A 19,761-nucleotide genomic window follows, 5' to 3' on the forward strand; every position below is an offset into this window, starting at 1 on the left:
GATTATTAATGATGTTGACAGTCTTCCGATCCTGCCGTCAATATCCCTCATGGGCTCGTGGAGGAAACATTGGGCCTGAGGGAGGAATTCCAATGTCTGATTTGATCCGCATCTCGCGGCGCCGGTTGCTGGCGTCCGGAGGAAAGGCGGCGGTGTTCGTGGCCGCCGCAGGTATCGCTCCGCAATTCATTCGTCCCGGCCGCGCCTTCGCGGCCGATGCGCTCGCACCTGGCATGATCGGCGGTCCGACGGGCTTCGATGGCGCCGAACGCTATCAATACGGTCCCGACACACCGGAGGGCCGCGCGATTGAGGCCGCCAAGGCTTTGAAGGGCGCCGGCAAGGCGCCGGCCAAGATCGTGCTTGGCCTGTCGGACGGCTCGATTGGCCAGCTCACCCAGCCTTTTCCGGCCGGGGCGCCGTCGATCAAGGAGCTGTGGGAAAAGGAAACCGGGATCCCGATCGAGATCGTCGGTCTGCCGAACGGCCAGGAATTCACCAAAACCATGCAGGACATCTCCACCAAGGGTGGGGCCTACGACATCTATTCGACCGAGTGGAATCGCCTTGGCGATCTCGCCGAGACCGGCGGCATCGCCAAGCTCGACGACTTCGTCGCCCAGTACAAACCCGAATGGGACGATCCCAAGACCGGCTATGTCGACGGCGCCAAGGGTGTATCGCTGCTCAACAAATATCGCGGCTCCAACTATGGCGTGTCGTTGGACGGCGACTTCCAAACCTGGGTCTATCGGACCGATCTGTTTGGTGACGAAGCCGAGAAGAAGGCCTTCAAGGACAAATACGGCTACGATCTGGCGCCGCCGAAAACCTGGAAGCAGCACGGCGATATCGCCGCCTTCTTCCAGCGTCCGGACAAGGGCCTGTTCGGCTCCACCGACCTGCGCAACCAGGGCTGGGGTTATACCAACTGGTACCAGCGCTATGTGTCGATGGCCTCGCCCAACCAGTTCCTGTTCGGCGACGACGGCAAGCCGCTGATCAATTCCGAGCATGGCATCGCCGCCACCAACGAATATGTCGAATCGCTGGTCCATCATTCGCCGGACGCGATCTCGTGGGGCTGGCCGGAGCAGTACGGCAATTTCGCCAAGGGCGGCGCGGCGATGACCTGTGCGTTCTCCAACCTGCCGAAATTCCTCGACAATGCCGGCAACAAGGACTCCAAGGTCACCGGCAAGATCGGCACGATGCTGCCGCCCGGCCGCGAGATCGACGGCAAACTGATCAGCCGCTCCGTATTGTGGTTCTCGCTGACCGGCATGGTCTCGTCGCAGTCGAAAAACCAGGAGGTCGCCTATCTCCTGCTGCAATGGCTTGGCTCGGCCCGCATCTACGCCTGGATGAGCGCCAACCCCGGCGGCTATCTCGATCCGTTCCGGCTTTCGGATTTTTCCGATCCGCTGGTGCGCCAGACCTACCACGCCTACCACATGGACGTGGTGCGCGAGACGGTCGCCCGTACGGTGCCGACCATCAACTATCCCGGCGCCACCGCCTTCCACAATGCGCTGGACGAAAACCTGATGGCCTCGCTGACCAAGGCCAAGACATCGGAGCAGGCGATGGCCGACACGGAAGCCGAGTGGAAGAAGATCGCCCGGCGCATTGGCGAGGACAAATTGCTCGAAGCCATCAGGACCAACAAGGAGGCATGGCCGACCGTTCTCGATCCGATCAGCTGATCCATCTCCCTGGATCAAAGCCGGAGGGGAGGAGCATCAGCTCTTCCCCTCCGCAACCGACGCCACCAGCAAAAGCAGCCAGATGAAGCGTTCCGTCCCCTTCGAGATATTCCGCTACGCCGCGATCCTCGCGGCGATGGCCGTCACGCTGGTGCCGATCCTGTGGATGGTGTCGATGGCCTTCAAGCCGATCGCCGAATGGTCGGCGACGGGAGCGGACCTGACATGGTGGCCGAAGAACCCGACGCTCAGCAATTTCCAGTTCGTGTTCGGCGAGTCCACCAACAATTTGATCGTCGCGCTCGACCGCACCGCGCTGAAGCCGATCCTATCGTCGCTTCTGTCGGCGGTATTCGGCACCGCGATCGCCATGTCGGCGGGCACCGCCGCCGCCTATGGCCTGTCGCGCTTCGGCTCCGGCCAGAACCTGCCGCTGGCGCTGATCCAGCTCAGGCTGTTTCCGCCGATGGCCGTCATGATCCCTGTGATGATCATGTGGGCCTTCCTGAATTTCACAGACAGCTGGTGGGGGCTGGCGCTGATCTACGGCATCGTCACGCTGCCGTTCGCTTTCTGGCTGATGAAGACCTTCTTCGACGACATGCCGCGCGAGATCGAGGAAGCCGCTTTGGTCGAGGGCTGCTCGCGGCTGCGCGTCTTCACCCGCATCACGCTGCCGATGATGCGCGCGCCGTTGGCGAGTGCTGCGCTCTTCGTCTTCATCCTCAACTGGTCGGACTATCTGATCGCGCTGCTTCTGACGACGCGCGAATGGGTGACGATCCCCGTCTACATGGCCTCGCTGTCCTCGTCGATGACCGGCCAGCTCTATGGCGCCAAGGCCGCACTCGGGCTGATCGCGGCGGTGCCGCCGGTCATCATGGGCATCGCCATCCAGCGCCATCTGGTGCGCGGGCTGACTTTCGGAGCGCTCAAGCAATGAGCGCGGTGGTTGCGACGATTTCGGAGGGTGAGATGGACGCGGCCCGCGCAAAGCCGGCGCTGCGCGACGAAGGCATGCGGTTGGGCTTTCGCCTGACCTTGCCGGCGCAGATCCTGGTGCTGTTCATCTCGGCCTTTCCACTCTTGATGCAGCTCTACATCAGCGTCACCGACTGGTCGCCACTCTCGGGCCTTGGCTGGTGGAACGCCTGGGAGATGTGGAACAGCTTCGCCAACTACACCGACCTTGCCGCCGACGCGCGCTTCTGGAGTGCGCTGAAGCGCACGGTCATCGTGATGGTCGTCTGCGTGCCGGCCGAATTCCTGTTAGGCTTGGCGCTGGCGACGCTGTTCGCCGACGATTTTCCGGGCAAGCGCATCTTCTATTCGGTCCTCCTGATGCCGATGATGGTGGTGCCGGCGGTGGCCGGCTACATGTTCTTCATGCTGTTCCAGTCCGGCGGCCCGGTGAACGACATCCTGTCGGCAATCACGGGCACGCAAGTCACCATTGCCTGGCTGTCGGACCCGAAGCTGGCGCTGATCGCGGTGATGATCGCCGACATCTGGCAGTGGACGCCGCTGATGTTCCTGATCCTGCTCGCCGGCCTGGTCGGAGTGCCGGAGGACCAGATCAAGGCGGCAACGCTGCTCGGCGCCAATCCCTGGCAACGCTTTACCACCATCGTGCTGCCGAAGATGAAGACGATCATCATCATCGCGCTGGCGATAAGGGTGATCGAGAACTTCAAGATCTTCGACACGCTGTACATCATGACCGGCGGCGGCCCCGGTGTCGCCACCGAGACGATCTCCGTCTACATCTACAAGGTCACCACGCAGGATCTGATCTGGGGCTATGTGGCGGCGATCGCGCTCGCCGTTCTGGTCGTGCTCTCCATCGTCGCCGTGTTCGCCATGAAGCGCATGGCCCGGGCAAGGCAGGTGGCGGCATGAGCACGATCGAGCTCAAGCACCTCACCAAGATATTCGGCGACTTCACGGCGCTGAAGACCATGGACCTCGATATCGCAGATGGCGAGTTCATGGCTCTGCTGGGGCCTTCAGGCTGCGGCAAGTCGACGACGATGAACATGATTGCCGGAATGGAAGAGCCGACCAGCGGCAAGATCCTGTTTGGCGAGCGCGACATGGCCGGCGTGCCGATGGGCCGGCGCGGGGTTGGCTTCGTGTTCCAGAACTACGCGATCTTCACCCATATGACGGTGCGCCAGAACCTTGCCTACGGGCCAAGGATGCGTGGCGCCGCCACGGTCGAGATCGATCGTCGCGTCGGCACGATTGCCGAGCTGCTGCAACTGACGCCGCTGCTCGACCGCAAGGCCGACCGGCTGTCGGTCAACATACTGCAGCGCGTGGCGATCGGCCGCTCGGCAATCATGGAGCCGGCGATCTTCCTGCTCGACGAGCCGCTGTCCAATGTCGACGCCGCCTTCCGCGCGGTGATGCGCACCGAGCTGAAACAGCTGCAGCGCCAGTTCAAGCAGACCATGGTCTACGTCACGCACGACCAGCTGGAAGCCATGACCATGGCCGACCGTATCGCGGTCATGGACCACGGCGTGCTGCAGCAGGTCGGCACGCCGCTCGAGGTCTACAACAATCCGGCCAATGTCTTCGTCGCCCGCTTCATCGGCGCGCCGGGCATGAACCTGCTCAAGGGCCGACCTGCGGAGAGCGACCGGGGTCTGGTCGTCGATCTCGGGGCGCTGGGCATCACGCCGCCATTACCCGACGAGCTGGCGGCGGCCATGCGTGGCGCACGCGACGAGGTGCTCTACGGCTTTCGGCCGGAACAGGTGGCCCTGGCGGAGAATGGACGCGGGCTTGCCATGCCTGTCACTTTCGTCGAGCGCATCGGCGCGCGCACCATCGTTCACCTCGGCCAGGGCGACGGCGCCGTGAAAGCGGTCTTCGACAATGATGTCGGGCTGTCGATAGGGCAAACCGCGGTCGTCGCACCCGCGGCGTCGTCAGTGCGGGTCTTTGACGCCGTTAGCGGCCTTGCGATGAGAGCGGGTTGAGCCATGGCCGACATCGTCTTCCGCAATGTCACGAAACGCTACAGCACGATGCTCGCCGTCGACGACGCCTCGTTCACTGTCAACGACAACGAGTTCTTCTGCTTCTTCGGGCCGCCGCTGTCGGGCAAGTCGACAATCCTGCGCCTGGTGCTCGGGCTGGAGACGCCGGATGCCGGCGAAATCCTCATCGGCGGCAAGCCCGTCAACACGGTGTCGCCAGCAGAGCGCAATGTCGCCATGGTGTTCCAGAACTTGGCGCTGTTCCCGCATATGAGCGCGCTCGACAATGTCCGTTTCCCGCTGGTCGAGCGCCGGGTCGCCGAGGTCGATATCAAACGGCGCGTCGCCGATGTCGCGGCCAAGCTGCATATCGGCCATATCCTGCACAAGCCGCCGGCACTGCTTTCGGGCGGCGAGCGGCAGCGGGTGGCGATCGCCCGCGCCCTGGTGCGCGACCCCAACGCCTATCTGATGGACGATCCGATCTCGGCGCTCGACGCGCGGCTGCGCGAGGAAACGCGCGTCGAACTGAAGCGCATCCAGCGTGAGCTCGGCAAGACGCTGATCTATGTCACGCACGACCAGGAAGAGGCGATGTCGATCGCCGACCGCATGGCCATACTGGAAAGCGGAAGGATCCGGCAGATCGGCGCGCCGGCCGAGATCTATGATCGCCCGGCCAGCACCTACGTGGCGCGGCTGCTGGGGTCGCCTGTCATGAACATCCTCAAATCCGTTCAAGGCGAGGGCGGCATCGAGGCCGCCGAAGGCGCGATCAGCATCGCCGATCGCACGGCTCCGGCCGACGCCGTCGAGATCGGGCTGAGGCCGGAGAATATCAAGGTCAGGCCCTGGAGCGACACCGAGAAGGAGAGCCCCGGCCGCCCGGCGCGGGTGTTCGAGGTCGAGCCGCTTGGCGGCTATACCGTGGTGACACTCGCCGCCGGGCAAGCGCGGCTGAAGGCTTTGCTGCGCGGCCAGCCTGACATCAGGCCCGACGCGATGGTGGCGATATCCTGCGAGCCGGCGCGCGTGCATTATTTCGGACAGGGCGGAGGCGCGTTGGCAAGATGAACGCGGCCGCAAGGACAGGATTTCGGGAGGAAGGCATGACAGGCAAGGGCTTCGAGCCGGATGTGAAGGTCCGCACGAAGGAATATCGGATCGGCTGCGTCGGCGCCGGCATGATCATGGCCGAATGCCATCTGGCCGCCTATAAGGACGCTGGCTTTCCGGTCGTGGCGATCGCCTCGCGTACCAAGGCGAATGCGCAAAAGGTCGCCGACCGTTGGGGTATCCCGACCGTCCACGACACCCCGGAACAGCTGATCGAGGATGCAGATGTCGAGATCATCGACCTCGCGTTTCCGCCGGACCAGCAGCCGGCGCTGATCCGCCATGCGCTGAAGCAGAACCACATCAAGGCGATCCTGGCTCAGAAGCCGCTGGCGCTGTCGGTCGAGGAAGCCGTCAAGTTGCGCGACGAGGCGGCGAAGGCCGGCAAGATACTCTCGGTCAACCAGAACATGCGCTACGACCAGTCGATGCGCGTGTTGAAGCAACTCATCGACAGTGGCGCGCTCGGAGACATCGTCTTCGCGCAGATCGACATGCACGCCATTCCGCACTGGCAGACCTTCCTTCAGGGTTACGACCGGCTGACGCTTGCCAATATGAGCGTGCATCATCTTGACGTGCTGCGCTTCCTGTTCGGCGATCCCGATGAGATCACGACGCTGACGCGCAAGGATCCGCGCACGACATTCGACCATTCCGACGGCATCACCGTCTCGACGCTGCGCTTCCCGTCGGGTGTGCTCGCCGTCTCGCTGGAGGATGTGTGGTCTGGCCCGCGCCAGGACGGCTACAAGGACGACCAGCACATCAACTGGCGCGTCGACGGCACCAAGGGGGTCGCCAAGGGCACGATCGGCTGGCCGACTGGTGCTGCTTCGACGCTGACCTATGCTTCGGCCGAAACGACCGGCGGCGAGTGGGTAACTCCAAGCTGGGAGACGATGTGGTTCCCGCATGCCTTCATCGGCGTCATGGAGCAGCTGCAGCACGCCGTGAAGACCGGTACGCCGCCGGCGCTCACCGTTGCCGACAACGTCAAGACCATGGCGCTGGTCGAAGCGGGCTATCGCTCGATGGCATCGGGCCGCACGGTCAAGCTTTCCGAAATCTCCACAAACGCAACTAACTGAAATCGCAGACAACTGAATCGCTTACAGGGAGGAATTCAAGATCATGATGCAGGCAGGTATTTTCACGGGCTATTTCCCGTACGGCCTCGAAGAGACGGCAAAGAAGATCCGCGGGCTCGGTTTCAACACGGTGCAGCTCGACCTGCACTTCAGGGATGTCGACCTGTCGGCTGGGCAGATCACCAAGGACAAGGCCAGGAAGGTGCGCGACGTCTTCCGCGACCACAACCTGCCGGTCTGCTGCGTGTCGGGCTACACCAACATCATCCATCCCGACAAGGCGGAGCGCGACAAGCGCGTCGGTTATCTCAAGGAGATCATCCGCAATGCGCGCGAGTTCGGCAGCCCTTACGTGATCTCGGAGACCGGCACCTACAACACCGAATCCGACTGGGTGCATCACCCCAAGAACAAGACCGAGGAAGGTTTTGAGGAATGCCGCAAGGTCATCGCCGATCTTGCCCAGACGGCTTACGACCATGGCGCGGTCTTCCTGCTCGAAACCTATGTCAACAACGTCGTCGGCTCGGTCGAGGAGACGGTGAAGATGTTCGCGCAGGTCGACCATCCAGGCCTTGGCCTGCTGATGGACCCGACCAATTATTTCGAGACGCACAACATCGACCGGATGGACCAGATCCTGAACCAGGTGTTCGACACGCTGACCGACAAGATCAGAATAGCGCATGCCAAGGACGTCAAGCGCTCAGGCGATGACAAGTCGGAGAAGCACGCCGACATCGGCGATGCCGACGCGATGGAAAGCCATACGTTCCGCGGGGTTGGCGAAATCGAACTGCCGGCGCCCGGCCTTGGCTCGCTGAACTACGACCTCTACCTCCAGCGGCTGGCCGAAAAGCATCCGAACATACCGGTGATCATCGAGCATCTGTCGGAAGACGACGTGCCGCGCGCCAAGACATTCCTCGACGGGAAATTCCGCGCCAACGGCCTGTGACGGCTAGCCGCGCCACCAGTGCACGGCGGCGCGGCTTCAAACAAGGGAGGAAAGAATGTTGAAATTCGCATTGAAATTGGCGGCCGCCGCGACAGTGCTCGCCGGCGTCGCCCTTGGCACGGCGGCGCAGGCGCAGGACGGCCAGAAGACCTTCTATCTCTTGTCGCATGGCGGTCCGTCGGATGCGTTCTGGATCGACTGGAACGCCGGTGCGACCAAGGCCTGCGACCAGCTCAAGGTAACCTGCAAGATTTCCTTCAGCGGCGGCGACATGGCGGCGCAGAAGGAAGCCTTCAACTCGGCGCTTGCCGCCAAGCCCGACGGCATCGCCACCACGTCCGCGCAGCCGGGCCTGTGGACGGAGGAGGTGAAAGCAGCCAAGGCGGCTGGCATCCCGATCGTGTTCTTCAACACCGACGATCCGGCGACAGGGCGGCAGGCCTATGTCGGAGCGGACCTGAAAGAAGCGGGTGTCATCTGGGCCAAATATCTGGTCGACCACAAGATGGTGAAGCAGGGCGACAAGGTTTTCCTGCCGGTCGAGGTTCCCGGCGCCAGTTACCAGCAGCTCGAGACCGAGGGCATCGCCAGCGTTTTCGATCCCTTGGGGATCAAATATGACGTGGTCGATTGCGGCACCGATCCGGCTGGCATCATCGCCAAGATGACCGACTACATGGTCGCCAACAATCCGCCGGCGATCATCGCGCTCGGCGATTCCGTTGCCGCCAGCGTCAAGCGCGTGTTCGATGGCGCCGGCGTGCCGGCGGGCAAGATCCCCGTCGTCGGCTGGGGCAATTCGAAGGAGACGGCACAAGCCGTCAAGGACGGCTTCGTCAACGCCGCCGCCTGGCAGTACCCGTCGGCGCAAGGTTTCATGCCGGTGGCGCTGCTCGGGCTTGCCGCCTCTGGCGAGCCGATCGGCTACGACGTCCACACTTTCGGTCTCTACGATGCCTCCAGCGTCGAGCCGATCCTGAAACTCTACGACAAGAAATGAGAAAAGCAGCGCCCGTCTGAAAGCGGCGGGCGTCTTTTCAAGCATGGTTCAAGCAGTCATGACAATTGCCGCAGAAGACGAAGTGCCGGGGGTGAAAGGCAGATCGCGCCTGCTGCGCTCGCCGCAATTCTCCTCCTTCGTCATCCTCCTCATTTTGCTGGCGGTATTCGCGGTCGCCGACGCCAATTTCCTGTCGCCGCTCAACATCTCCAACATGATGGCGTTCCTGCCCGAGCTCGGCATCATCGCACTCGGCATGACGCTGCTTTTGACGGCAGGCGAATTCGATCTTTCCGTCGGCGCGGTGTTTGGGCTGGCGCCGGTGGTGGTGATGCTGCTGGTGCAAAATGGCGGGGTGGATATAGGTGTCGCGCTTCTGGCCGGGCTGCTGCTTTGTATCGCGATCGGCGCGATCAACGGGCTGATCGTCACCAAGATCGGCATCTCCTCCTTCCTGGTGACGCTGTCGATGTTGCTCGTCGTGCGCGGGGCAGCGCTTTACATTACGCAAGGCTTTCCGCTGAAATCCTGGGACCAGCCGGGCTTCTTCGTGACGCTGCTCGCCGGCAGCTTCAACATCGGCTCGTTCCGCTTCTACACCTCGCTGTGGTGGTTCATCGGCCTGTCGCTGTTTGCCATCTACATCCTGCGCTACGCCAAGCTCGGCAACTGGATCAGTGCCATCGGCTCCAATCGCAACGCGGCGGTGGCGCGCGGCGTGCCGGCCGATACGGTCAAGATCTGGCTGTTCATCGCGACTTCGGTGCTGGCCGGCCTTGCTGGCATGATCAGTGCCTTCCGCATCTCGGCCGCCTCACCGGTGGCCGGCACCGGCTACGAGCTGGAAGTGATCGCCATGGTGGTGGTGGGCGGCACGGCGCTGACCGGCGGACGCGGCACCATCCTCGGCACCATCGTCGGCGCGCTGATGCTGCGCGCCATCCGCAACGGCATCGTACTGATCGGCGTGCCGGGGCTCGCCTACAACATCTTTGTCGGCCTCATCATCCTCGCCATGCTCATCCTGCACGCTTTGCTGCAGAAGAACGCCGCAAGGGGCTGACGATGGTGCAAGAAGTACTTCGGCTGCAGAACCTGCAAAAGTCCTTCGGCAGCGTGCGCGCGCTGAAGAACGCCTCGCTGATACTGCGGGAAGGCGAGGTGGTGGCGCTGCTGGGCGACAATGGCGCCGGAAAATCGACGCTGATCAAGGCGATCTCGGGTGTCTTCCCGGTCGATCGTGGCGACATCTTTGTGCGCGGCGAAAAGGTTTCGATCCGCTCGACCCGGGATGCGATGGACCTCGGCATCGAGACCATCCACCAGGATACCTCACTGGCGCCCGATCTCAGCATCGCTCGTAATCTTTTCCTCGGCCGCGAGCCGGTCAATTTCGGCTGGCTCGGCGTGTTCGCGCCGCTCGATCTCGCGAAGCTGCGCAAAGCCGCTTCCGAACTCCTCAAGCGCGTCGGCATCTCGAAGAAACTCGACGCTGATGCGCTGGTCTCGACGCTGTCGGGCGGCGAGCGGCAGTCGATCGCCATCTCGCGCGCCATGCAGTTCGCCGCCAAGGTGATCATTCTCGACGAGCCGACCAACAATCTCGGCGTCGAGGAAACCCACGGTGTGCTGCGTTTCGTCAAGGAGGTACGCGACGCCGGCCATTCGGTGCTGCTCATCACCCACAACATCCACCATGTCTTCCAGGTCGCCGACCGCATCGTCGTGATGCGGCGCGGCGAGATCGTCGCCGAACAGACGGTCGCCGACACCGACCTCCTGACCGTGGAAAGCATCATCACCGGCGCCGACATGTCGGCCTTGCTCAAGGAGGCGAGGGCAAAGTGAAGGGCGTCGCATGGTAGAGCTTTACGGCAAGACGCTGTCGCGCCGGCAAGTGGCCGAGCGGTCAGGCCAGCTGTCGCAATTCGCGGGCGTGCGGCTGATGACGCTCGGCGACGGGTTGGAGCGCGGCATCCGCATGCTCGAATTCCGCACCGGCTCGGGCCTGCGCTTCACCGCGCTCGTCGACCGGGCGCTCGACATCGCCGATTGCGACTTCAAGGGCCAGGCGATCGGCTGGCATTCGCCGAGCGGCTTTCGCCATCCGGGCTTGCACGACTATGAAGGGGAAGCGGGGCTGGCCTGGGCGCGGTCCTTCTCGGGCCTGCTCGTCACCTGCGGCCTCGACCACATTCTGGGGCGGGAAGAAGTGCCGGCCGAGAGCTACAACTATCCGGGGAAGAAGACGGTGCTTCATTCGCTGCATGGTCGTGTCGGTACCATCCCGGCGCGGCTGACCGGCTATGGCGAGCGCTGGGAGGGTGACCGCTGCGTGCTGTGGGCAGAAGGCATCGTCCAGCAATCGGCTGTATTCGGCGAGGATCTGCATCTCACTCGCCGCATCGAGGCCGATGTCGGCGGCAACGAGATCCGGCTTTCGGACCGTGTCGTCAACCACGGCTTCAACCGCACCCCTCATATGTATTTCTACCATGTCAATGTCAGCCATCCCTTGCTGGACGAAGGCTCCCGTTATCTGGCGCCGATCCGCGACGTCGTCTGGGCCAGCCATGCCGGCGAGCGCTACGAGGCGCAGAGTGTCGGCTATCGCACGGCGCCGGCACCGCAACGGCACTTCAGGGAGCAGGTCTGGCAGCACGAAATGGCCGCCGACGCCCATGGCGAGGTTCCGGTGGCCGTCGTCAACGACCGGCTCGGTCTCGGCTTCGAAGTGGCGACCCGCAAGGACCAGTTGCCGTGTGCCTACCAATGGCAGAATTTCCAGGCCGGGCAGTACGCGCTGGGGATAGAGCCATCGACCCACCATGTGCTCGGCGATCTCGCTGCCCGCGAGCGCGGTGAGATGATCTGGCTGGAGCATGGCGAAAGCCGGGCCTACGACGCGGTGTTCCGCGTCCTCGACGGCAAGGAGGAAATCGCTGGCGCCGAAGCCAGGATAGCGGATATCGCCCGGCAGCCCGAGCAGGATTATCCTCAGCCTTCAGAAAATTTTCCAAGACTGGCCGGCAGGACATGAGCGCGACATTTATTCAAAGCAAGCCCTCCGGCCGGCGGACCGGATTGCCAGCGCTGCGCGACGATTGGAGGCCAATTTGACGACGATGGCGAAAAAGCGCGACTACAGCCTGGTCGGCGAAAGCACCAGGGCAGCGATCGAGACCGGGCTTGCCTCGGCCGAGTGGTACCACACCGACGTGCCGCGCAAGGCGATGAAGGAGTTGATGCAGCGTTCCGACGGCCCGGCGATCCGCGACACCATCATCTGGATTGTCGCGATCCTGGGCTCGGCCGTGGGTATCGTCCTGTTCTGGGGTTCGTGGTGGGTGGTGCCGTTCCTGTTCGTCTATGGCGTGCTCTACGGCTCGTCGAGCGACTCGCGCTGGCACGAATGCGGCCATGGCACGGCTTTTCGCACGCGCTGGATGAATGATGTCGTCTACCACATCGCCTCGTTCATGCTGATGCGCAATCCCGTGCAATGGCGCTGGAGCCATGCCCGCCACCACACCGACACCATCATCGTCGGCCGCGACGCCGAGATCGCGGTCATGCGTCCGCCGGACCTGTTGAAGGCGGCGCTCGCCTTCACCGGCATTCTCGACTTTCGCTATTCGCTGCCGACGCTGGTGCGGCAGGCATTCGGCACGCTATCCGACGAAGAGAAGAGCTATATCCCCGAGATGGAACAGCATAAGGCCGTGGTCGCGGCCCGGTGGCATGTCGCGATCTATGTGGCGACGATCGCCCTCGCGATCGCGCTGAGGTCATGGATACCGCTGGTGCTGATCGGCCTGCCGCGCCTCTACGGCACCTGGCACATGGTCACGACCGGCCTGCTGCAGCATATCGGGCTCGCCGACAATGTCGTCGACCATCGGCTGAACACGCGCACCGTCTACATGAACCCGATCAGCCGGTTCATCTACTGGAACATGAATTACCATGTGGAGCACCACATGTTCCCGATGGTGCCGTATCACGCGCTGCCCAGGCTGCATGAACTGATCAAGCACGATCTGCCGAAGCCCAATCCGTCGATGTGGCACGCCTACCGCGAGGTCTGGCCGGTCCTGCTCAGGCAGCTGAAATACGAGGATCATTACCTCAAGCGCGAACTGCCGCCGACGGCCAGGCCCTATCGCGGTGAGTTCCACGAGGTCGATATGTCGGCGGCGGCCGAGTAGCGATCGCGAATGTCCGCAGGAGATAGAGATGGCCGATTGGGTTGAAGCGTGCGCGGTGGACGATGTCGAGGAAGAGGATGTCATCCGCTTCGACCATGGTGGGCGGACCTTCGCGATCTATCGCTCTCCGGATGACGAGTTCTTCGCCACCGATGGTTTTTGCACGCATGAGAAGGCGCATCTGGCCGACGGGCTTGTCATGGAGGACATCATCGAATGCCCCAAGCACAATGGCCGCTTCAACTACAAGACCGGCCAGGCCAAGGGCGCGCCGGTCTGCGTCAATCTCGCGACCTATCCGGTGAAGATCGAAGCCGGCAAGGTGATGATCCAGATATGAAGCGGGGGTATGATCAATCGATCCGGCACCGCGACGGCAAACAACAGAGGGGAACGCTTTAATGAGCCGAAAGAGACCGACCGTCGCCGATTTGCGCGCCATGAAGGGCAAGCGTCAACTGACCATGCTGCGCGTGCTGACGCTGGACGAGGCCGAGGCCGCCGAACGGGCAGGGGTCGACATCGTCTCGGTGCCGCCCGAACTGGTGCTCAACCCGCGCTACCGCGATGCCGCGCCCAGCCTGTTCACCATGCCGGGCGACAATTTCTTCGAGATCGGCACCGCGGATGATTTCGTGCGCTGGGCCTTCCGGCTCTACAAGGCCGGCGCCGACGCGGTCTATTGCAGCGCGGGCTACGCCACCATCAAGAGGATGGCGGACGATGCCATTCCCGTCATAGGCCATGTCGGCCTCATTCCTTCCCGCGCGACCTGGACCGGCGGCTTCAAGGCGGTTGGCAAGTCCGCCGATACGGCGATGCAGGTGTTCGAAGCGGTCAAGCAACTGGAGGCTGCCGGTGCGATCGGCGCTGAGATCGAGGTGGTACCAGTCGAGGTGGCGAAGGCGATCTCGGAGCGCACCTCGCTGATCATGCTGTCGATGGGCGCGGGTACCGGCTGCGACGCGCAATATCTGTTCGCCGACGACATTCTTGGCCAGAACCGTGGCCACATGCCGCGCCACTCGAAGATCTACCGCAATTTCGCCGCCGAATACGATCGGCTTCAGGCGGAGCGGGTGGCGGCATTTTCCGAGTATGTCGCCGACGTCAACAGCGGCGCCTATCCTGAGGACAGGCACATCGTGCATATGGACCCAGCCGAGCTAAAGCTGTTTCTGGACAAGGTAGGCCAGTCGTAAGGTCGCTTGCTGGTATCCTGTGGCCGAGCCACACGATTTTTCGGGAGCAATGCGTCAATGAAAAATGTTCAATTGATCGATGGAGCCATCAATTCGGCGTATAATATCTATGCAGTGTCGGATGAGGACTTTGAATTGATGTTTCCGAACGGCCAGGATATAGAATTCATTGAAGATTTCTTTAAGCGCGTTGGAAGTAAGAGAGGAAGACGATTTCAGGATTCCTTAAATAAGGGTCGACAAAAGAAAACTGAAGTCAACGGAATACATGGAACACTGTTTTATGGGCTGAAGTGGCAGAAGAAGCATCTCTACCCAAATAAAAAATTTTCTGATGACCCTTCGTCGGCATATTGATGGCATGTCAGAAACGGCATAAGGCCTGCCATGTGCCGCCGGTCAGCGCGGCGTAGAGTGCTTCGGCGTAGATGCCGAGAGGCCTGTCTTCCTTCAGGGTTGGGACGAGCCCGCGCACGGCTGTTTGAACCGCTGCGGTGCGTGGCGCCGGCGTCAACCCTTGACGCATATCCACGGCCTGGGCGGCGGCCATCAGTTCGAAGGCGATCAGCCGCCGCCACAGCGCGATCATGTCGGCGCATTTCGAAACCACCAGCGGCGTCTGCGTGGCGTGATCCTCCACGCCTTCCGAAACCGGCAGGAAATCGAGCATCACCGGATTGGCCTTGTGGCGGATGGCAGCCAGGATCGACGTCACCGTTTTTTGCAGCGGCACCAAACCGGCCGAGGCGCCAGCGACCGGCGACAGGTATTTGGGCAGGCCGTTGCGGCCCGGGCCGGTGAGCTGGATGAAGCGGGCGGCACTGGCGGCCGCACATTGAGCGATTGCCAGGCTTAGCGTCTCGAAGGCGAGCGCCAGCGAAGCGGTGTGAAAGTTGCCGGTCGACAGCACCAGCTCGTCGTCGCTCAGAACCAGCGGGTTGTCGGCGGCGGCATTGAGTTCGGTCTCGACGGCGCGTCTTGCCTGGCCGATCGCCTCGATCAGCGCGCCATGGATCGAGGGCATGCAGCGGATCGACAGCGGGTCCTGTATGGTGGTGGGCGCGGGCGCTTCGTCGCGGGCGAGAAGATCATGCAGCGCCTTGGCGGCTGCCTGCTGGCCGGCGGCGGGCCGCGCCATGTGCAGGCGGGGGTCGAGGATGGTGCGGTTGGCGCCGAAACCTTCCATGGTCAGCGCGCCGGCCTGGTGCTGCTGGGCAAGAGCCGACAGCGCGTCCGTGACCGCAAGCGCGCCGCCGCCGGCGGAGACGGCGGAAGCGTTGATCAGCGACAGTCCATCCTTGGGCGCCAGGCCGATCGGGCCGAGGCGGGCCATCATCAGTGCCTTGACCGCTGGCATGCGCCTTCCCTGATAATCGGCTTCACCTTCGCCGATCAGCAGGCGGGCGATCGCGGTCATCAACACCAGGTCGCCGGCGCCAATCGAGCCGAGCGACGGCATCACTGGATGGACGCCGGCGTTGAGGACTTCGATCAAGGCAACGAACACGGCGGGCGACAGGCCGGAGCCACCGGCCGACAACATTGTCAGACGGGCAAGCATGGTGGCGCGCACGGCCTCGACGGGCAGCGCTTCGCCGACCGCCCCGCTGCGGCCCTCGAGTAGCTGGCGCTGGAAGGCGCTGGCGTCACCCTCGACCGATGTGCGAAGATTGGCGCCGAGCCCGGTGTTCAGGCCGTAGATCTGCTGGCCGGAGGCCGCCGCCTGGTCGAGCACTTTTCGCGCCTTCTCCAGCCTGCCGATGACATTGGCTCCGATCTCCACCTTGCGTGCCTCGCGGGCGACGGCGGCGACATCGCCGACACTGACGCCGGCCCCGGTGAGGACGAGCGCGCTCATGCGAAGCGCAGCCTTTGGCCGATGCCTTGCGCCTGCGCCTTGGCCAGCATCGCCTTGCCGAGCGCAATGTCGGAGAGCGACAGGCCGCGATGCCAGAAGAGGATGGTTTCGTCGTCACTCTGCCGTCCCGGCCTGAGGCCAGCGGCGATCTGGCCGAGTTCGGCATGCAGCGTCTTTTCGCTCAACCGCCCGGTCTCGACATGCGCGCGCAGCGAGCCGAATTTGCCGCCCTTGCACTGGCCCCAGTCGTCGACGACCAACTTCTGCATGATGTCGGTCAGCGACAGCTCCACCGCGCTCATCGTGCCATAGGGAACGACAAGCGCGCCCGGCTTGATCCATTCGGTCTTGAGAAGGGGCTGCGGCTCGGGCAGGCGTGAGGCTTCGACGACGATGTCGGCGCCTTTGACGCAGCTCTCCCAGTCGGCGACCGCGGTGACGGGCTTGCCGAGGTCGGCGGAGAGTTTTGCGGCAAAGCCATCGCGACTTTCTGGGCGACGCGAATGGACGCGGATCTCATCGAAATCGAAGAGATGGTCGAGCAGGCGCACATTCCAGTACGCAGTGCCGCGCGCGCCGATATGGGCGAGCACCTTCGCGTTCTTGCGTGCCAAGTGCTTGGCGCCGATGGCGGTGACGGCGCCGGTGCGCATGTCGGTGATGACCGTGGCGTCGAGAATGGCGCGCGGCGTGCCGGTGCGTGGATCGAACAAATTGAGGATGCCGAATTCCGACGGCAGGCCGTGAAGATAATTGTCGACATAGTCGCCGACGATTTTCACGCCGGCCGTATCGAGCGGCGCGACGTAGCCGCGCAAGACATTGAAATGGCCGTGGAAGGATGGGTCGGGTTCGAGGTGGACGCGCGGCTCGATCACCGTCTGGCCCTTGCCTTGCGCAACGAGCCCGGCCTCGACGGCGTCGATGATCTCGCCATCGGCCATGGCAAGCGCTTCGATGTCGAGGGCGTTGAGGTAGTCGATATAGATAGGCTTCATGCGCGCACGGTTCCTGTTGTTTAAGACCGAGGCCCATTCATTCCATAACAGGCGGCGATACGACACGAAAGTTTGTTGGTCCATCTCTGGACGCAGTTGGCTAAATGTTGTTGAAACCGACCCGACATGACGGCCATTCCCGAAAATGAAGCCTTGCCCGAGACAGCCACGAATTCGCGGCGCGTGGCGCTGATCGTCGCCATCGCCTTCTTCATGCAACTGCTGGATTCGACGATCATCTCGACGTCGCTGCCGCAGATGGGCGCTTCCTTCGGCGTGCCGGCGGTGGCGATGAGCATCGGCATCACCGTCTACATGCTGACCATGGCCGTGTTCGTGCCGCTGTCGGGGTGGCTCGCCGACCGGTTCGGCGCGCGTAACATCTTCCTCGCAGCCATCGCGCTGTTCACGCTGGCGTCGCTCGCCTGCGGCTTCTCTGGAAATTTGACCGAATTCGTCGTTGCCCGTGCCGTGCAGGGCCTGGGCAGCGCCTTGATGACGCCGGTCGGCCGCATCCTGGTCCTGCGCAACGCGTCGAAATCCGAATTGCTCAACGCCACGGCGCTTATCACCTGGCCGGCGCTCTTCGCGCCCGTGGTCGGCCCGGTGCTTGGCGGTTTCATCACCACCTATCTGTCCTGGCACTGGAATTTCTTCATCAACATCCCGCTCGGCGCGATCGGGCTGGTGTTGGTCGCCCGCTTCATACCGGGTGATCGTGAAGCCGATCCCAAGCCGCTCGACTGGCCGGGGTTTTTCCTGACGTCGCTGGGGCTCGCCTGCCTGCTCTATGGCCTTGAGCGCATCGCGCATCCGGAGGATGGGGCCTTGCCGACGGTGGGGCTGATCGCGGCGGGGATCGTCGTCGGCTGGCTAGCGGTGCGGCATCTGCGCCGCGCGCCGCATCCGCTGCTCGACCTCTCCTCGTTCAAGGTGCAGACCTTCGCCATCTCGACGCTTGCGGCCGGCACCATCTTCCGGGTGGCGATCAACGCCACGCCGTTCCTTTTGCCGCTGCTGTTCCAGGTCGGCTTCGGCCTATCGCCCGTCGATGCCGGCATGATGATCCTGGCCTATTTCCTCGGCAATCTCGGCATGAAAACGATGACGACGCCGACGCTGCGTCGCTTCGGCTTCCGCTCGGTGATGGTCGTCAACGGCATCATCGCCTCGGTGTCGATCATGGCCTGCGCGGCGATCTCGCCGCAGACGCCGCAGCGGCTGGTGATGGCGCTGATGCTGATCGCCGGCCTGTCGCGCTCGATGCAGTTCACCGCGCTCAACACGCTGGCCTTCGCTGATATCGCCGCCGCGCAGCGTAGCTCCGCGGCGACCTTGTCCTCGATGCTGCAGCAGGTGGCGATGCTGTTCGGCGTCGCGGTGGCGGCGGCGATCCTCAACCTGTCGCAGATCGCGCGAGACCGGCCGGCGCTCGACCTCGTCGACTTTCGAGCAGCCTTCCTGCTGATCGGCATCATCGGGCTGGTGGCGTCGTTCCGTTTCCTGGTGCTGCCGAGAGGTGCCGGCGCCGAGGTCTCCGGCCATGTTGCCGGGAACTGAAATCGAATTTTCCGCCAGATCGCAGGGTTAAATTCCGTCTTCGCCTTTCGCCTTGGTGTTGTGCTTTCGCCAAGCGCCGAGACGGTGCAAACAATTGCCAAAAGTGCAGGAGTTTCCGGGCATTGCGCCAGATTCGGCAATCAATGCGTCCACTTTGCGAATCTCATCGCCAGCCTACGTTTTGAACGCGGATTCATTTGACGAAGCGGCGTTGAGCCGATTAGCTTTCTCTCCAGGGGTGGCAGCGCTGCCACCGGGGTGAAAGCAGACGATGAACATGGCCGGCTGGCTGAACTTCAGAAGCCTGAATCAGGAAGGCATTGTCTTTGCCATAGCGGTGGTGCTGTTCGTTGCCGCGGCTATAGGCCTGCCAGGCTTCATCGATGCCAACAATCTGGTCGCCATTATCCGCTCCGTCTCGGTGCTGGGTATACTGGCGCTGGGCATGGCAGTCGTCATCATCGGCCGCGGCATCGACCTGTCGGCGGTTGCGATCATGGCCATGTCGGTCGCCTGGTACCTGCAACTGCTCAACAGCGGAACACCGGACGGGCTCGCCTTCGCCTATGTGCTGGCCGGCGTGCTCGCCATCGGCCTGCTCAACGGCTTTCTCGTCGCCTACGCCGATGTACCGGCGATCTTCGTCACGTTGGCGACCGGCTCCTTCGTCTTCGGCTATGTCCGTTCGCAATTGATCACGCAGGACGCCGTGCCGGTGCCGCAGGGCCATTGGGTGGAACTGCTCGGCGGTCTGCGCTTTCTCGACGTCCCGATCGAGGTGTTCGTCTTCGCCGGGCTCGCCTTCCTGTTCTTCCTGTTCCTGCGCTACACCAAATGGGGCCGCTACATCTATTTCGCCGGCGACAACCCGGTCGCGGCGCGCAATATCGGCATTCCGGTGCGGCCGATGCTGGTCCTGCGTTACGTGCTCTCGGCATTCGTCGCCCTGATCGCCGGCCTGTTGACCGCGGCCAGCCTGCATTCGATCAACACCCGTGTCGTCAATTCGACGCTGCTTTACGACATCGTGCTGGTGGCGGTGATTGGCGGCATCGGGCTGTCGGGCGGGCGGGGCGG

The 19,761-nt window shown here is 63.1% G+C and carries 19 protein-coding genes; 17 read left to right on the forward strand and 2 right to left on the reverse strand.

The features are described from left to right. The first annotated feature begins 92 nt into the window (after window positions 1–92). From FJ936_RS22635 to FJ936_RS22705, 15 genes are all read left to right on the forward strand, one after another. Window positions 93–1,706 (forward strand): extracellular solute-binding protein, encoded by a 1,614-nt coding sequence (locus tag FJ936_RS22635; RefSeq protein WP_140620628.1) that lies wholly within the window; start codon window positions 93–95, stop codon window positions 1,704–1,706. 82 nt (window positions 1,707–1,788) lie between these two features. Beyond that, a complete protein-coding gene (locus FJ936_RS22640) occupies window positions 1,789–2,649 on the forward strand; it encodes a carbohydrate ABC transporter permease (protein ID WP_015317068.1) in 861 nt (286 codons plus the stop codon). After that, window positions 2,646–3,605, forward strand: coding sequence for a sugar ABC transporter permease (locus FJ936_RS22645; RefSeq protein WP_141906995.1), 960 nt, complete (start codon window positions 2,646–2,648; stop codon window positions 3,603–3,605). The genes FJ936_RS22640 and FJ936_RS22645 overlap by 4 nt, the downstream gene beginning before the upstream one ends. Further along, window positions 3,602–4,693, forward strand: a complete 1,092-nt coding sequence (locus FJ936_RS22650; protein WP_141906996.1) for an ABC transporter ATP-binding protein — start codon at window positions 3,602–3,604, stop codon at window positions 4,691–4,693. Before FJ936_RS22645 ends, FJ936_RS22650 begins: the two co-directional genes overlap by 4 nt. 3 nt (window positions 4,694–4,696) lie before the next feature. Then, window positions 4,697–5,767 (forward strand): ABC transporter ATP-binding protein, encoded by a 1,071-nt coding sequence (locus tag FJ936_RS22655; RefSeq protein ID WP_141906997.1) that lies wholly within the window; start codon window positions 4,697–4,699, stop codon window positions 5,765–5,767. 35 nt (window positions 5,768–5,802) lie between these two features. Beyond that, entirely contained in the window at window positions 5,803–6,900 is a 1,098-nt protein-coding gene (locus FJ936_RS22660; protein WP_140876233.1) for a Gfo/Idh/MocA family oxidoreductase, read from the forward strand. A 43-nt stretch (window positions 6,901–6,943) separates the two neighbouring features. Beyond that, window positions 6,944–7,858, forward strand: a complete 915-nt coding sequence (locus tag FJ936_RS22665) for a sugar phosphate isomerase/epimerase (RefSeq protein WP_015317073.1) — start codon at window positions 6,944–6,946, stop codon at window positions 7,856–7,858. Between the two features lie 55 nt (window positions 7,859–7,913). Beyond that, complete coding sequence (locus FJ936_RS22670; RefSeq protein ID WP_141906998.1) at window positions 7,914–8,858, forward strand: substrate-binding domain-containing protein; 945 nt, start codon at window positions 7,914–7,916, stop codon at window positions 8,856–8,858. Between the two features lie 58 nt (window positions 8,859–8,916). Continuing rightward, a complete protein-coding gene (locus FJ936_RS22675; RefSeq protein ID WP_224684238.1) occupies window positions 8,917–9,921 on the forward strand; it encodes an ABC transporter permease in 1,005 nt (334 codons plus the stop codon). 2 nt (window positions 9,922–9,923) lie between these two features. Further along, window positions 9,924–10,706, forward strand: a complete 783-nt coding sequence (locus FJ936_RS22680; protein WP_140790374.1) for an ATP-binding cassette domain-containing protein — start codon at window positions 9,924–9,926, stop codon at window positions 10,704–10,706. Window positions 10,707–10,716: 10 nt separating this feature from the next. Further along, on the forward strand, window positions 10,717–11,898 hold the full coding sequence (locus FJ936_RS22685; protein ID WP_015317077.1) for an aldose 1-epimerase family protein: 1,182 nt from the start codon (window positions 10,717–10,719) through the stop codon (window positions 11,896–11,898). 85 nt (window positions 11,899–11,983) lie between these two features. Next, a complete protein-coding gene (locus FJ936_RS22690) occupies window positions 11,984–13,066 on the forward strand; it encodes a fatty acid desaturase family protein (RefSeq protein ID WP_141907008.1) in 1,083 nt (360 codons plus the stop codon). A gap of 28 nt (window positions 13,067–13,094) precedes the next feature. Beyond that, a complete protein-coding gene (locus tag FJ936_RS22695; RefSeq protein WP_140790372.1) occupies window positions 13,095–13,406 on the forward strand; it encodes a MocE family 2Fe-2S type ferredoxin in 312 nt (103 codons plus the stop codon). A gap of 61 nt (window positions 13,407–13,467) precedes the next feature. After that, complete coding sequence (locus FJ936_RS22700; RefSeq protein WP_140725489.1) at window positions 13,468–14,268, forward strand: 3-methyl-2-oxobutanoate hydroxymethyltransferase; 801 nt, start codon at window positions 13,468–13,470, stop codon at window positions 14,266–14,268. Window positions 14,269–14,325: 57 nt separating this feature from the next. Continuing rightward, complete coding sequence (locus FJ936_RS22705; protein ID WP_140725492.1) at window positions 14,326–14,625, forward strand: hypothetical protein; 300 nt, start codon at window positions 14,326–14,328, stop codon at window positions 14,623–14,625. Between the two features lie 7 nt (window positions 14,626–14,632). Here the strand turns inward: FJ936_RS22705 and hutH are convergent, their stop codons facing one another. Next, window positions 14,633–16,126, reverse strand: a complete 1,494-nt coding sequence (hutH, locus tag FJ936_RS22710) for a histidine ammonia-lyase (protein WP_140790370.1) — start codon at window positions 16,124–16,126, stop codon at window positions 14,633–14,635. Next, on the reverse strand, window positions 16,123–17,124 hold the full coding sequence (locus FJ936_RS22715) for an ornithine cyclodeaminase family protein (protein ID WP_140790368.1): 1,002 nt from the start codon (window positions 17,122–17,124) through the stop codon (window positions 16,123–16,125). The genes hutH and FJ936_RS22715 overlap by 4 nt, the downstream gene beginning before the upstream one ends. A gap of 126 nt (window positions 17,125–17,250) precedes the next feature. On the opposite strand from FJ936_RS22715, the gene FJ936_RS22720 reads away from it, so the two are divergent. After that, a complete protein-coding gene (locus FJ936_RS22720; RefSeq protein ID WP_140790366.1) occupies window positions 17,251–18,684 on the forward strand; it encodes a DHA2 family efflux MFS transporter permease subunit in 1,434 nt (477 codons plus the stop codon). 271 nt (window positions 18,685–18,955) lie between these two features. Further along, window positions 18,956–19,761, forward strand: an 806-nt coding sequence (locus FJ936_RS22725; protein ID WP_141906999.1) for an ABC transporter permease, incomplete at its 3' end; no start/stop codon positions are given.

Source organism: Mesorhizobium sp. B2-4-13, assembly GCF_006658535.1.
Lineage (GTDB): Bacteria > Pseudomonadota > Alphaproteobacteria > Rhizobiales > Rhizobiaceae > Mesorhizobium > Mesorhizobium australicum.

What these genes read in the sequence shown, in the direction of transcription:
- FJ936_RS22635 (WP_140620628.1), top strand. Translation starts at nt 93, where the DNA reads ATGTCTGATTTGATCCGCATCTCGCGGCGCCGGTTGCTGGCGTCCGGA.
- FJ936_RS22640 (WP_015317068.1), top strand. Translation starts at nt 1,789, where the DNA reads ATGAAGCGTTCCGTCCCCTTCGAGATATTCCGCTACGCCGCGATCCTC.
- FJ936_RS22645 (WP_141906995.1), top strand. Translation starts at nt 2,646, where the DNA reads ATGAGCGCGGTGGTTGCGACGATTTCGGAGGGTGAGATGGACGCGGCC.
- FJ936_RS22650 (WP_141906996.1), top strand. Translation starts at nt 3,602, where the DNA reads ATGAGCACGATCGAGCTCAAGCACCTCACCAAGATATTCGGCGACTTC.
- FJ936_RS22655 (WP_141906997.1), top strand. Translation starts at nt 4,697, where the DNA reads ATGGCCGACATCGTCTTCCGCAATGTCACGAAACGCTACAGCACGATG.
- FJ936_RS22660 (WP_140876233.1), top strand. Translation starts at nt 5,803, where the DNA reads ATGACAGGCAAGGGCTTCGAGCCGGATGTGAAGGTCCGCACGAAGGAA.
- FJ936_RS22665 (WP_015317073.1), top strand. Translation starts at nt 6,944, where the DNA reads ATGATGCAGGCAGGTATTTTCACGGGCTATTTCCCGTACGGCCTCGAA.
- FJ936_RS22670 (WP_141906998.1), top strand. Translation starts at nt 7,914, where the DNA reads ATGTTGAAATTCGCATTGAAATTGGCGGCCGCCGCGACAGTGCTCGCC.
- FJ936_RS22675 (WP_224684238.1), top strand. Translation starts at nt 8,917, where the DNA reads ATGACAATTGCCGCAGAAGACGAAGTGCCGGGGGTGAAAGGCAGATCG.
- FJ936_RS22680 (WP_140790374.1), top strand. Translation starts at nt 9,924, where the DNA reads ATGGTGCAAGAAGTACTTCGGCTGCAGAACCTGCAAAAGTCCTTCGGC.
- FJ936_RS22685 (WP_015317077.1), top strand. Translation starts at nt 10,717, where the DNA reads ATGGTAGAGCTTTACGGCAAGACGCTGTCGCGCCGGCAAGTGGCCGAG.
- FJ936_RS22690 (WP_141907008.1), top strand. Translation starts at nt 11,984, where the DNA reads ATGGCGAAAAAGCGCGACTACAGCCTGGTCGGCGAAAGCACCAGGGCA.
- FJ936_RS22695 (WP_140790372.1), top strand. Translation starts at nt 13,095, where the DNA reads ATGGCCGATTGGGTTGAAGCGTGCGCGGTGGACGATGTCGAGGAAGAG.
- FJ936_RS22700 (WP_140725489.1), top strand. Translation starts at nt 13,468, where the DNA reads ATGAGCCGAAAGAGACCGACCGTCGCCGATTTGCGCGCCATGAAGGGC.
- FJ936_RS22705 (WP_140725492.1), top strand. Translation starts at nt 14,326, where the DNA reads ATGAAAAATGTTCAATTGATCGATGGAGCCATCAATTCGGCGTATAAT.
- hutH (WP_140790370.1), bottom strand. Translation starts at nt 16,126, where the DNA reads ATGAGCGCGCTCGTCCTCACCGGGGCCGGCGTCAGTGTCGGCGATGTC.
- FJ936_RS22715 (WP_140790368.1), bottom strand. Translation starts at nt 17,124, where the DNA reads ATGAAGCCTATCTATATCGACTACCTCAACGCCCTCGACATCGAAGCG.
- FJ936_RS22720 (WP_140790366.1), top strand. Translation starts at nt 17,251, where the DNA reads ATGACGGCCATTCCCGAAAATGAAGCCTTGCCCGAGACAGCCACGAAT.